Annotated in this window: 12 protein-coding genes; 4 read left to right on the top strand and 8 right to left on the bottom strand. The window is 68.5% G+C overall.

Annotated elements, in window-relative coordinates; genetic code table 11:
• Positions 1–139: 139 nt before the first annotated feature.
• Both ACWF0M_RS01085 and ACWF0M_RS01080 read right to left on the bottom strand, forming a co-directional pair.
• Positions 140–313, bottom strand: coding sequence for a CsbD family protein (locus ACWF0M_RS01085; RefSeq protein ID WP_452233542.1), 174 nt, complete (start codon positions 311–313; stop codon positions 140–142).
• A 112-nt stretch (positions 314–425) separates the two neighbouring features.
• A complete protein-coding gene (locus ACWF0M_RS01080) occupies positions 426–1,754 on the bottom strand; it encodes a protein kinase domain-containing protein (RefSeq protein ID WP_452233541.1) in 1,329 nt (442 codons plus the stop codon).
• 113 nt (positions 1,755–1,867) lie between these two features.
• Here ACWF0M_RS01080 and ACWF0M_RS01075 point away from each other — a divergent pair, with 113 nt between their 5' ends.
• On the top strand, positions 1,868–2,545 hold the full coding sequence (locus ACWF0M_RS01075; protein WP_452233540.1) for a GAF and ANTAR domain-containing protein: 678 nt from the start codon (positions 1,868–1,870) through the stop codon (positions 2,543–2,545).
• A 41-nt stretch (positions 2,546–2,586) separates the two neighbouring features.
• On the opposite strand, the gene ACWF0M_RS01070 is transcribed toward ACWF0M_RS01075, so the two are convergent.
• The 5 genes from ACWF0M_RS01070 to ACWF0M_RS01050 form a co-directional block, all read right to left on the bottom strand.
• Positions 2,587–2,928: a PRC-barrel domain-containing protein gene (locus ACWF0M_RS01070; protein WP_452233539.1), complete on the bottom strand. Its 342-nt coding sequence runs from the start codon at positions 2,926–2,928 to the stop codon at positions 2,587–2,589.
• Positions 2,915–3,208 (bottom strand): hypothetical protein, encoded by a 294-nt coding sequence (locus ACWF0M_RS01065; RefSeq protein WP_452233538.1) that lies wholly within the window; start codon positions 3,206–3,208, stop codon positions 2,915–2,917. The genes ACWF0M_RS01070 and ACWF0M_RS01065 overlap by 14 nt, the downstream gene beginning before the upstream one ends.
• Positions 3,209–3,210: 2 nt before the next feature.
• Entirely contained in the window at positions 3,211–4,440 is a 1,230-nt protein-coding gene (locus tag ACWF0M_RS01060; protein ID WP_452233537.1) for an NRAMP family divalent metal transporter, read from the bottom strand.
• Entirely contained in the window at positions 4,437–4,856 is a 420-nt protein-coding gene (locus ACWF0M_RS01055; protein WP_452233536.1) for a hypothetical protein, read from the bottom strand. The genes ACWF0M_RS01060 and ACWF0M_RS01055 overlap by 4 nt, the downstream gene beginning before the upstream one ends.
• A 99-nt stretch (positions 4,857–4,955) precedes the next feature.
• Complete coding sequence (locus ACWF0M_RS01050; RefSeq protein ID WP_452233911.1) at positions 4,956–5,660, bottom strand: GAF and ANTAR domain-containing protein; 705 nt, start codon at positions 5,658–5,660, stop codon at positions 4,956–4,958.
• Between the two features lie 218 nt (positions 5,661–5,878).
• Between ACWF0M_RS01050 and ACWF0M_RS01045 the strand changes: the two genes are divergently transcribed.
• Together ACWF0M_RS01045 and ACWF0M_RS01040 are read left to right on the top strand one after the other, a co-directional pair.
• Positions 5,879–8,572, top strand: coding sequence for a LuxR C-terminal-related transcriptional regulator (locus ACWF0M_RS01045; RefSeq protein ID WP_452233535.1), 2,694 nt, complete (start codon positions 5,879–5,881; stop codon positions 8,570–8,572).
• A 69-nt stretch (positions 8,573–8,641) separates the two neighbouring features.
• Positions 8,642–9,307 (top strand): nuclear transport factor 2 family protein, encoded by a 666-nt coding sequence (locus ACWF0M_RS01040; RefSeq protein WP_452233534.1) that lies wholly within the window; start codon positions 8,642–8,644, stop codon positions 9,305–9,307.
• 42 nt (positions 9,308–9,349) lie between these two features.
• Here the strand turns inward: ACWF0M_RS01040 and ACWF0M_RS01035 are convergent, their stop codons facing one another.
• Complete coding sequence (locus ACWF0M_RS01035) at positions 9,350–11,224, bottom strand: ABC transporter permease (protein WP_452233533.1); 1,875 nt, start codon at positions 11,222–11,224, stop codon at positions 9,350–9,352.
• 221 nt (positions 11,225–11,445) lie between these two features.
• Here ACWF0M_RS01035 and ACWF0M_RS01030 point away from each other — a divergent pair, with 221 nt between their 5' ends.
• A complete protein-coding gene (locus ACWF0M_RS01030; protein WP_452233532.1) occupies positions 11,446–12,369 on the top strand; it encodes an NADP-dependent oxidoreductase in 924 nt (307 codons plus the stop codon).
• The last annotated feature ends 7 nt before the right edge of the window (positions 12,370–12,376 follow it).

The raw sequence follows: 12,376 nt of genomic DNA, 5'->3' as shown, positions 1-12,376 counted from the left end.
CAGGGCGGCAGCGCCTGATGGGCGGTGTCATCCAGCACCGTCATGGGACCGTCCAGGACCACGAGTTCGGGCCCGTGCGTCAGCGCTTGCGCGTGTCCAGCAGTACGCCCGGACCACTCAAGAACCGTTGGGAGCGAGGTCAGTCCTTGAAGGCGTCCTTGGTCTTTTCGCCGGCCTGCTTCAAGTCGGCCGTGGTCTCCTCGACGCGGCCTTCGGCCTCCAGGTCGCGATTGTCAGTCGCTTTCCCGGTCACCTTCTTGACCTTGCCCTTTGCCTTCTCGGCGGCATGCTTCGCCTTACGTCCGACACCCATCGATCTCTCCTCCTTGGGTCCGGCATCTCCAATGCTGTTCGAGTGCCCGCGAGCAGCCGATCCATGCCACCCCAAGTCCCAGCATCACGCCGACCCTGATCCCACATCCTGTTCATTCGATGCCCGTAGGTGTTCCGATGGTTTGCGGGCTTGGCGACGGTGTGTGAGCTGTCGACGTACTCGTCGTGGGGGTGCCGGCCGGCGCCGAAGTTGACGGGGCGGTCGGCGTTGGCCGAGTCGGAGCGCTCGACGTGGCGCTGGTCTCCGCGGGAGCGCTCGACGACGTCGTCCCAGTCGGGCGTGTGCTCGGCGAAGGCGATCGTGTTGCCGGCGATGAGGCACTTCGAGACGGCTGGACCGACGTGGCTTGTTTCGGCTTTCCGGTTGGGCTTCTTCCAACGGTCGGTGTAGTGGCCTGCGACGTCGGCGTACTTGGGCCGCTGCCAGGTCGCGGTCCCACATCGGTTGTCGGGGGCAACCTTGTGCTGTTCCCGTTGAGTACGACGACCACCAACACGGCAGCTGTCGCCGCGAGGGCGGCCAGCACTCCGACAAGAACTGATTTGCTTCGCATCCGACTGGGCAGTGGCGCCTCCACGGCGGCTGACCTGGCGGTCTTGACGCCGCCGAGTTCAGGTCGCGGCTGGCCGCGCAAGGCACCGGCTGCGATCTCGGCCGCGGACGGACGGCCGGCGGCATCCTTCGCGAGCATTCCGAGCAGAACGCTCTCGAACTGTCCGCCCAGTTCGGGGCGGGCCAGACTCGGAAGTGTGGGAGCAGCGTCGACGTGCTGGTACAGAATCGCTGCGGGGTGTTCGGCCGTGAACGGCGGTTGGCCGGTGACCAGCTGATAGAGGACACAGCCCAGCGAGTACACGTCCGCTGCTTCACCGGCCGACGCACCCTTCGCGCGCTCGGGCGCCAGGTAGTGCGAGCTCCCGACGATCTGGCCGGTCGCCGTGAGCGTGGTCCCGTCTCCGGCAATGTGAGCGATCCCGAAGTCCGCGACCTTGACGGTCCCGTCCGGTGCCAGCAGCAGGTTGCCCGGTTTCACGTCGCGATGGACAACACCCTCCCGATGTGCCACAGCCAACCCCGCGGCAGCCTGTTCGACGATGTCGATCGCACGATCGCTGGGCAGCGGACCACTCTGGGCCAGCTCTGCAGCGACGGTACGGCCTTCGACCAGCTCCATCACCAAGAAGAACCCGTCGTCGTGGTGGCCGAAGTCGTACACCGAGACGACGTGCGGGTCGCTCAGCCTCGCCGCGGCGCGCGCCTCGCGCTGGAATCGCTCAGCCGCGTCCACATCGCGACCGGACGGCAGCATCAGCTTCACCGCTACCACGCGTCCGAGCTGCTCGTCCGTAGCGCGAAAGACCTCCCCCATGCCACCCCGGCCAATGGAGGAACCCAACCTGTACCGCTTCGCAACCAGCATTCCGACCTTGGTACCCACGCCACGCCCAACCAACCCCGTCAGACGAGGAACGGGGTGACTGCCTCGAATACGTCGACCGGGTTCACGATTGTCGGGCGGGGTACCGAGCGAGTGTGGACGAGCAACGCTTGATCGAAACCGCACGTCGGCTGTCGAAGTCACTGACTCCGGGTGATCTGGACCAGACGCTGAGTCGGATCACCGCGGCTGCGGTCGAAGTACTGCCCGACGTCGACTACGCGAGCATCACGGTGAAGCACACCGACGGCCGGCTGGAGACAGCGGCGCCGACCGACGACCTGCTGTCGGGACTCGACATGGCGCAGTACGAGTTACAAGAAGGCCCCTGCTACGACGCTGCTACGGACGCCGTGCACATCAACGCACCCAACCTGGCGGTCGACCCACGATTCCTGCGCTACGCAGCCGTGGCGGTAGAGGCCGGTGTCCGAGCTCAGGCAGGCATCCGGCTGTTCGATGCCCCCGCGTCGCAGGGTGCGCTCAACCTGTACTCACGTCAGGTGGGCGCCTTCGAGGACTTCAGCATCTTGGGCCAGCTGTTCGCGCACCAGTCCGCCGCGGTGATCGACTACGCCCGGGAGATCCAGAATCTCCAGGAAGCCGTCCGGACCCGGACCGTCATCGGCCAGGCCGTCGGCATTGTGATGGAGCGCTACAAACTGAGCGACCAGCGTGCGTTCGCGTTCCTCACCCGGCTCTCGCAGGACGGCAACGTCAAACTGCGGAAGATCGCCGAGGAGCTCAACGCGACCTTCGCGAAGGACGATTGACCCATTACTGCGGGCCCGTTTCGCATGGCCGGTGCCGTGCGTCAGTACCGGGCCACCTGTTCGAGCGGGCAGAGGTCTGTTCGTCGCGCCGTGGTGGTGACCAGGCCGTCGGCGATGTGCTCTATGTCGTTCCAAGGCAGGTACCAGACCTCGCCGAGCCGCAGATGGACCAGCCGGCGCAGCAGCGCAGGTCCGACGTGGCGCTCGTACCCGAACAGTCGGGTAACGCGCTTCTCGACCACGATCAGACCGTCGATGCGCAACGAGCGCTGCATCGAGACCAGCATCGGCCCGTCCTGGACAAGGCGCACATCGGAGACGCCACCGATCTCCTCGCCGTCGGCGTCGATCACCCGGTGCCCGAGCAGCTCATTCAGTCGCATCGCCGGCTCCAGGGATCTTGTCGATGACGTGGTGCTCGACCCAGTTGTCGTAGTAGTCGAGATCGAGACCGTCGGCCGCGATCGTCAGCGCCGTACCGATCTCGGCGATCCGCGACGCCGGGATCTCGGCCCGGCCGGAGACGAGCGCCGCGACCACCGGCGGATCGGCGTCGAGGTCGAGCTCGACGTCGTCGACCTTGCCGGCCAGGTGCCCGTCGGCCTGGTCGACCAGTTGCCGGTCGAGGAGATGCAACTGCGCGTGGAGAACACGTCCGGCCATGGTTACGCTCCTGCTCCGGTGATGATCATCAGCGGTATGGCGGCCACCGACGCGATGGTCAGCAGCGCCAGGTAGATCAGGCCGAGGGCGTTGCCGATCCGCCCGTTCGTCTCCCGGCCGACGTAGTCCGGATCGTTCGCGACGATCAGGATCGGCAGGTACGTCAGCGGCAACGCCATCGCGGCGAACACCACGGAGTACTCCGTCACCTTCACCGGATCGACCGCCGTCAGCAGAGTCAGCACCGCCAGCGCCAGGCACACGATGATCACCACATGGAACCGCGAGGCCTCCCGCGGCCGGACGAACTTCCCCCATTGCCAGCCGCGGTACTGCGCGATCGTGTACCCGCACGACAACGCCGTCTCCAGCGCCGCACCGAAGGTCGCCGCGAACACACCGATCAGCACGACCGCCAACCCGATCTTGCCCAAGGCAACAGCCACCGGCAGCGTCACCTGCCCCAGCGTGTCGACCTGGATACCCGCCGGCAGGAAGAGCACCGCGGCACACCCCATGATCGCCAGCGACAGCAACCCACCGAGCGGGAACCCGATGAACACATTCGTCCGCTCGGTCACCAGGTCGCGTCGCGTCCACCTCTCCTCGACCCCTCCGGACGAGAAGAAGAACACCTCGTACGGCGTCATCGCGGCACCGAACAACGCGATCGCGTAGTACGCGTACGTCGCCCAGCCCTCATGGCCGATCGGATGCGGCCGGATCGCCTGATGCAGCAACTGGCCCCAGTCCGGACCGAGCTTGAACAACGCCACCGCGAACACCACCAGCAGCAAACCCATCAGCCCGAAGACCTGCTCGAGCCGGGAGAACTTCACCCGCCAGATCACCAACCAGACCGCGAAGGCAGCCAGCGGCATCCACAGCAGGTAACTGACTCCGCTGGCCAGCTCGAACGCGAGCGCGACACCACCGATCTCGGCGATCAACGTCAGCAGTGTCACCAGGAACGACGCCACCAGAGCCAGCAGTCCCGTCCGCGGTCCGAGACGCTCCCGGATCAGGTCGAACACCGGCCGACCGGACATCGCCACGACCCGGCCGCACATCTCGGCGTACACGCAGATCCCGATCACACCGACGACCAGCACCCAGGCCAGGTGCATCCCGAACCGGGAACCCACCAACGCGTTGGTGACCAGGTCACCGATGTCCACGAACCCGCCGATCGCGGTCAGGATGCCGAGCGTGACACCGAGCAGCTTCTTCACTTCGCCAACTCCCCGACTCTGCCGAGGTCCGCGCCCGACAGGCGAAGTACCGTGAGCTGGCGTTCCGCTGCCGCCAGGTCGCCGTTGTCCAGCGCGATCCGGACCGCCGTCACCGCGGCGAGCGCATCGTCGAGGGTCTGCGTGACCTGTTCGTACAGCCGGGTCGATTGCTCCGTCGACGGCTGCCGCGCGGTGAACGAGTTCGCCGTCGCTTCGAGGTTCTTCTCGGCGTCACCGACCATCCGGCCCGCCGACGGCGCCCAGATCCGGTGCGCACGCAACTGCTCGACCACCAACCGGGTGGTGCTCACCTCCGAGGCGGCCTCACGCGCTGTGTGCGCGGCGTTCTCCCGCAGCTTCTGATCAGGATCACCGCAGCCCGCGAGCAGCACCCCCGCCAGCACACCACCTGCCATCCATCGCAGCACACGCCACCACCCGAAGTCCGATAGCCGTACGACGTACCGGTACCCCGATCCACACCCGTGCGCCCTCTACCGGAGGCAGGACTGCTCTCAGGTGCGGGGCAGCTTGCGGGTGTCGATGAGTTGCTGGGCGACGTCGCGCAGCTTGGTGTTGGTGTCCTGGGAGTAGCGCTTGAGGATCGCGAACGCGCGGTCCCCGTCGAGGCCGTAGCGTTCCATCAGGATCCCCATCGCCTCGCCGACCAGCTTCCGCGCGTCGACCGCCCGGGCCAGCGTCTGCTCGTGCCGGGCAGTAGCAACCGCGACCGACGCGTGCCGGGCGAGGATGTGGGCTATCGCCTCGTCATCCTGATCGAACGCGTCCACTTCCAGGGAGTACAACCCGAGTACGCCGAACGACCGGGAACCGGCGGCGCCGACGGCCAAGGGCACGTCCAGCACGCTCCGCACCCCGAGCCGAGCCACCTCCGATGCCCACGCGGGCCACCTCGAATCCGTCACCGTGTCGCGGATCAGCACGACCGTCTGGTTGTTCAACGAATCGATCAACGGACCGACTCCGGCGTCGATCTGCAGGTTGTAGATCTCGGCGACGACCGGATCCGTGACGGCCGGGATCTCAGGCCGCCGACCTCGGTTGCAGAGCGCGACCCCGGCATAGCTGCAACCGAGAGCCTGCAGAGCGAACTGGACGACCGCGTCAACGGTTTCCTCGACGCCACCAGCACTGTGCAACTCGACCGCCAGCCGAGCGAAGACATCGGCCGTCTCGTCAGCGGTCTCGGCCACCTGCAGCCACCGTTCCTCCCGGGCAAGCCGATAGATCGCGTCGGCTGCTGACTGCCCAACAGTCGCCAAAACAGAGCTTGCCACCCTCCCGAGCTCCACACCAGTACCCGGACGACGCACCCGGAGACGCTCGGCCGGACGGACGCCGATTGACAGCGCGTCCGCTTGCCTGATAGCGAGAGGGGACGGCGCCGGACCAGGCGACTGGCGCCAGGGTGTCCGGCGTGGATATTAGGGCGGGCAGGCCTTTGACGGTGGCTCCAGCAACTCCCCGGCTGATCGACCGGGGCGAACTTGTCGCTGCCCTGGATCGCGCGTCGGCGCGAAAGGTGACGATCATCTCGGCTCCGGCCGGTAGCGGGAAGACGTGCCTGCTGCGCGCGTGGGCCGGCCGGCCGGGACAGCAGTCACGGCTCGCCCTCGTGCAGGTACAACGTGACCAGCACGACGCCCAGCAGTTCTGGCTGGCGGTACTCGACGCGATCGCTCAGGGTTCGGCCATCGCGGGCCGGGTGGAACCGCGAGCAGCGACACCTGACTTCAATGCACGGGCGATGGTCGACCGGGTGCTGTCGGAGCTCGCCGACTTCACCTTGGTGATCGAAGATCTGCACGAGCTGAACTCGCCGGAGGCCCTGTCTCAGCTCACCCGACTGCTGACGAATCTTCCCCCTCAGGCGCGCGCGATACTGACCATGCGTCACGACGTACGACTGCGGCTGCATCGGCTGCGCCTGGCCGGCCAACTGGCGGAGATCCGCGCGGCCGACCTGCGCTTCTCCGAACGCGAAACCCGCGAGCTTCTCGGTGCGTCGGGCATCGCGCTGTCGGTGGCCGGGGCGGCGCTGCTGCACCAGCGGACCGAGGGTTGGGCCGCCGGGCTGCGGCTTGCCGCCCTTTCCCTGGTCGGTCACCCCGATCCGGAACGGTTCGTCGCGGAGTTCTCCGGCAGCGACCGCACGGTCGCCGAGTACCTGATCGCCGAGATGCTCGAACGCCAGTCGTCCGACGTCCAGGATCTGCTCCTGCGTACCTCCCTGCTCGATCGGGTCAACGGCGAGCTCGCCGGACTGCTGACCGGCAGGCCCGGCTCGGAACGGATCCTGCTGGAACTCGAAGACGCGAGCGCGTTCGTCGTCTCGCTGGACCCCGAGCGCACTTGGTTCCGTTACCACCGTCTGTTCGCGGATCTCCTGCGGCTGGAGCTGCGCCGGAAGCTGCCCGAGGAAGTGCCGGCGCTGCACCGGCGCGCCGCCGGATGGTTCACCGTGCAAGGGCACGTCGTCGAGGCCATCCGGCACACCCAGGCAGCCGGCGACTGGCCTGATGCGGCCCGGCTGCTCGCCGACCATTCGTTCAGCCTGACCCTCGACGGGGAAGCGCAGACCATGCAGGCGCTGGTGCAGGTCTTTCCCAGGAGCGCGGATCACCCCGAGCTGGCACTGGTGCGCGCGATGGGTGACCTCGCGCAGGGACGCCTGGACCAGGCGGCCGCCCATCTCGCGTTCGCCGAGGCGCACGTGCAGGCGACGGCGCCGGATCGCCGGCGCCGCCTCCTGGTGGCGGTTGCGTCGCTGCGGCTGTCGCTGGCCAGGCGACGCGGTCAGCTGGCCGGCGCCATCGAGCAGGCCAGATTCCTGGCCGCCCCGGTCACCGGGCAGTCGCCCGGGGAGATCGCGCTCGGCAGCGATCTGCGTGCGGTGGCGCTGATGAACCTGGGGACCGCCGAGGCGTGGACGCTCGGGCTGTCGGACGCGCCGGACGCCGAACGGCACCTGCGCGAGGGCGCCGCGCTGGCCCGGGAGATCGGTCGCCCGTACCTCGAAGTCGGCTGCCTGGCGCAGCTCGGGTTCGCATCGCTGGTCCTCCACTCGTTCGCCACGACCCAGCGACGCTGTCGTGAGGCGATCGCGCTGGCCGAGCGCTACGGGTGGGGCGCGGAACCGATCACCGCGCCCGCGCTGATCATGCTGGCTGCCAACCTGATCTGGACAGGCGAGTTCGACGAGGGCGAGCAATGGCTGCAACGAACCAGACAAGCCCTGGAGACAGACACCGGCCCGGACATCACGCTCCTGCTGCACCAGACTGCCGGGTTGCTGTACGCCGGCCGCGGCCGCCATCAGGAAGCGCTCGAGGAGTTCGGCGCCGCTGAACTCCTGGGAGCGCAGCTTGCGGACTCGCAGGCGCTGGCGACCCGGACCACGCGGTGGCTGCTGGCCACCCAGGCCCGCCTCGGGATGACCGGCGAGGCCCGCGCCTTGCTCGCGGCGCTCGATGACGAGTGGGCCGGTTCCGGTGAGCTACTGAACGCCCTCGCGGCGATCCGCCTCGCCGAAGGCGAGTCTGCTGAGGCTCTAGCAGCGGTAGCCGATGTTCTGGACGGCACGGTCCCGGTCCTCGGGGACGTCACGGTCATCGAGGCGCACCTGCTGGCCGGGCTCGCCCACCGTGAGCTCGGCGACCAGCGCGCGGCAAGCCAGGCGGCTGAACGGGCGCTGGACCTGGCGGAGTCCGACCGGTTGATCCTCCCGTTCGCGATCACAGGCTCCCGAGAGCTCCTCGAGGCGTTGCCCCCTCATGAGACGGCGCACGCCGCGCTGCTCGCCGACATCCTCGATAGCCTGCCCGGCTCTCCCCCGCCGGCCGAAGCGGAATCCTCGTTGCCACCGACAGAGGACCTCAGCCCAGGTGAGCTCAGAGTGCTGCGTTATCTCCCGACGAACCTGTCCCGGCCTGAGATCGCCGGCGAACTGTCCGTCTCACCGAACACCGTCGGCACGCATCTGCGCAGTATCTACGCCAAGCTCCAGGTCGGTGACCGCTCCTCGGCCGTACGGCGCGCGCGGGAACTGCGACTGCTGCCGCTCAGCGCTGCACGGCGTACCAGCGGAGGTCGAGGCAGCCGCTCACCGTGACGGCTGCACTAGACAATCACCGGCATCCGGTGATCTCCACTCACCGTCCTGACGGTGAACCTGGTGACCATGAAGGTTCATCGCTGGAAGACGATCACCGCCGTGGCCGCGAGCCTGGCTCTTGCTCTCGGCGCCCCGCCGCCTGCCATCAGCGCCGCGCCGTCGCAGGCTGCGGCTCTCGTGCAGAGTACGAAGGTCAGCGCGAGCTTGAGCGCGAGCGACCTGTCCAAGCTGCCGCTCACCGACCGCCACCTGACCAAGCGTGAGAAGGCCAACCTCGCGGTCGTCCTTCGTGCGTACCACGCAGGCGAGGGTGACGTCCTGGACGCCCAGGGGTTCATGGATCTGTTCGCCAGGGACGGTGTGCTGAACGGCATCGGCGGCGTTGAGGGCCAGTCGAGCCTGCGGGGTGAGCAATTGGGCGGTCTGATCGTCTGGATGGGCGCATTCCTTCCCGACGTGCACCGGGAGCTGAAACACATCACCGTGAACGGTGACGTCGTCAGCATCGAACTGTCGATCCAGGGCACCTTCCTCGGCGGGTTCGCGACGCCCGCCGGCATGATCCGGCCGACCGGGGCCAAGGTCGACTTCCCGACCGCCGACTTCTGGTACTTGCGCGACGGCAAAGTCGAGGTGTTCGACTGCCACATCGCCTTTACCACCTTGTACGCGCAGCTCGGCATCCTGCCGGACTACGCGTCCGCAGTCGCGACGTCTGCGCGCGGACGTTGAGGGTCGTCACCGGAATCAGCTGATCCCCGCACGGAACGCGGCTCAGCCGATCCGTCGGTACCGCCATACGGACAGCGGGACGAATACGGCCAGCAGCCCGCCGATCCAGACCGCGGCCGCGCCTAATGACGCCGGCGTGCCGTACAACGCGAGCGAGCGGGCGGCGTCGGCTGTGACGGTGACGGGGTTGATTTTCGCGAACGTCTGCAGCCAGTCCGGGAAGGTGGCTGCCGGCACGAAAACCGAGCTGGCGAAGACGAGCGGGAAGATCACGACGAACCCGGCCGTCTGCGCCGTCTCGGCACCCCGGACCGTCAGCGCAACGAAGGCGAAGATCCAGCTGAGGGCCAAGCCGAACGCGGCGACGACTGCAACGCACGCGATCGCTGCGGCTACCCCGCCGAGGAAGCGGAAACCGACCACGTATCCGACCGCGATCATCAGCCCGATGACCGCGATGTTGCGGACCAGGTCGGCCACGGTGCGCCCGGCCAGCACCGCGGAGCGGGCCATCGGCATCGACCTGAAGCGGTCGACCACCCCGCGGGTCAGGTCTTCCGTCAGGCCGACCGCCGTCTGCGAGGCGCCGAAGGTGACCGATTGGACGAAGATCCCGGGCAGCAGGAAGTCGACGTACGCGACCCCATCCGGCAGCGAGCGGCCGATCGCGCCGCCGAACACGTAGACGAACAGCAGCACGAACAGGACCGGCTGGATGGTGGAGAAGACCAGCAGGTCCGGCTGGCGGATGAAGTGACGCAGGTTGCGGCCGGTGACGACGGCGGTGTCGGTGAGCGTCGAGCGCACGGCCTGCAGCGACGGGCGGCGCAGCCGCAAGACCCGCCCGTGAGCCGCCGTCCCAGTCGGCGCCGGCTGCCGGGGCCGGGTGCGGCGCCCGGACCGGGAGCCGGGTTCGCTGCCGTCATCGCCTGGCGGGGCACCGGTCAGCTGCAGGAAGACATCGTCCAGGGTGGGCCGGCGCAGCCCGATGTCGGTGACGCCAATCTGTGCCTCGCGTAGCCCGGCGGCAGCCTCCTCCACCAGCGCGAGCCCGTTGCGCGGAGCCGGCAGCGTGAGACGGTCTGGGCGCTCGTCCGGCTGGGGCTCGCCGCAACCCACCCCGGTGAGCACCGCCTGTGCCCGAACCCGCTCGCCCGCGCTGGACAGTTCCACCTCCAGGATCTGGCCGCCGACGCGGTCCTTGAGCTCGTTCCCGGTTCCTTCCGCGACCACCTTCCCGCGATCGATAACCGCGATCCGGTCGGCCAGCTGATCGGCTTCCTCCAGGTACTGAGTGGTCAGGAGAATCGTTGTCCCCTCGCGCCGCAACTCGCGCACGATCGCCCAGATCTCATTGCGGCTCCGCGGATCCAGGCCCGTGGTCGGCTCGTCGAGGAACAGCACCTGCGGGCGGGTGACGAGGCTCGAGGCGATGTCCAGCCTGCGGCGCATGCCGCCGGAATAGGTCCGGGCCGGTCGGTCAGCGGCCTCCGCCAGGCCGAACCGCTCCAGCAGCTCCGCGGCGCGGCGGCGGGCGTCCTCGCGGGACAAGTTGAACAATCGGCCGAACATCTCCAGGTTCTCGCGTCCGGTCAACAACTCGTCGACCGCAGCGAACTGCCCCGTCAGGCCGATCAGCTCGCGGACCGCGGCAGGCTCATCCTCCACGTCGTGGCCGAGGACCTCCGCCCGGCCGGCATCGGGCGCCACCAGCGTGGCCATTATCCGCACCAGCGTGGTCTTGCCCGCCCCATTCGGGCCCAGCAGGCCGAACACCATCCCCGCCGGAACCTCCAGCCCGGCACCATCCAGCGCCACGGTCGCCCCAAAACGCTTGACGACGCCCTCCACCCGCACCGCAGGCACCGACGTACCAGCAAGTATCCGTGGCGTCACCTGATCGTTGTCCGCTGCCATGTCGATCTCCTCCACCGGGCCGGGCGGGTCTTCGCAACAGGCTCAGGTTGGCCGCCAGGCAGGTGATCGGTCGTCACCGGATCGCGGTGATCCGCCGGAGCGGCAGCCGCGAATCACCATGATCCGGTGACGCTTCCTCACCTGCCTGGCGGCAAGGCTGCAGGTGGCGCGCCTGCGGCCGGGACCGCCGGGCGAATTCCAACCGAACGGAGATGCAGAGCATGCCAAAGGCAGTCAGGTACGACGAGTTCGGCGGGATCGACGTGTTGCGGGTCGAGGAGGTGGAACGCCCGGTGCCCGGGGACGGGCAGGTCCTCGTCCGGGTGAAGGCGGCCGGCATCAATCCCAGTGAGGCGGTCATCCGCACGGGGGCCCTGGCGGAGCTGTTCCCGTCGACGTTCCCGTCCGGGCAGGGCAGCGACCTCGCCGGCGTCATCGAGGAAGTCGGCGCCGGGGTCGGCGGATCCTCGCCCGGCGACGAGGTGATCGGGTTCTCGGACCAGCGGGCCTCCCAGGCCGAGCTGGTCCTGGTCGAGGCCGGCAACCTCACAGGCAAGCCGGAGAAGGTCTCGTGGGAGGTCGCCGGTGGCCTGTACGTCGCCGGCACGACCGCATGGGGGGCGGTACACGCCGTCCAGCCCAAGGAGGGCGAGACCGTCGTCATCTCCGGAGCCGCAGGGGGCGTCGGCTCGCTCGCCGCCCAGCTCGCGCGCCGTACCGGGGCCACGATCATCGGCCTGGCGAGCGAGCGCAACCACGAGTGGCTGAAGAGCCACGGCGTGATCCCGGTCGCGTACGGCGCCGGCGTCGCCGACCGGATCACGGCCGCCGCGCCCAGCGGCGTGGACGCCTTCATCGACACCAACGGCGACAGGTACGTCGAACTGGCCCTCGCCCTCGGAGTCGCCGCCGAGCGGATCGACACCATCGTCGACTTCGCGGCCGCCCAGAAGTACGGGGTGAAGACCGACGGGGGCACAGCGGCCGGGCCGGGCGCCAAGGTGCTCGCCGAGCTGGCCGGCCTGATCGCCGACGGACACCTCGAGGTGCCGATCGCGAACGTCTACCCGCTCGCGGAGGTCCGCGAGGCCTACACCGAACTCGAACGCCGCCACACCCACGGCAAAATCGTCCTCACGCCGTAGCCGGCTT

The sequence above is a fragment of the Kribbella sp. NPDC055110 genome, assembly GCF_053607525.1.
This window is presented reverse-complemented; position numbering and strand designations above follow the sequence as displayed.

Bases quoted from the DNA above. Each gene is read 5' to 3' on its own strand.
- ACWF0M_RS01085 (WP_452233542.1), bottom strand. From the start codon at position 313: ATGGGTGTCGGACGTAAGGCGAAGCATGCCGCCGAGAAGGCAAAGGGC.
- ACWF0M_RS01080 (WP_452233541.1), bottom strand. From the start codon at position 1,754: ATGCTGGTTGCGAAGCGGTACAGGTTGGGTTCCTCCATTGGCCGGGGT.
- ACWF0M_RS01070 (WP_452233539.1), bottom strand. From the start codon at position 2,928: ATGCGACTGAATGAGCTGCTCGGGCACCGGGTGATCGACGCCGACGGC.
- ACWF0M_RS01065 (WP_452233538.1), bottom strand. From the start codon at position 3,208: ATGGCCGGACGTGTTCTCCACGCGCAGTTGCATCTCCTCGACCGGCAA.
- ACWF0M_RS01055 (WP_452233536.1), bottom strand. From the start codon at position 4,856: ATGGCAGGTGGTGTGCTGGCGGGGGTGCTGCTCGCGGGCTGCGGTGAT.
- ACWF0M_RS01040 (WP_452233534.1), top strand. From the start codon at position 8,642: ATGAAGGTTCATCGCTGGAAGACGATCACCGCCGTGGCCGCGAGCCTG.
- ACWF0M_RS01035 (WP_452233533.1), bottom strand. From the start codon at position 11,224: ATGGCAGCGGACAACGATCAGGTGACGCCACGGATACTTGCTGGTACG.
- ACWF0M_RS01030 (WP_452233532.1), top strand. From the start codon at position 11,446: ATGCCAAAGGCAGTCAGGTACGACGAGTTCGGCGGGATCGACGTGTTG.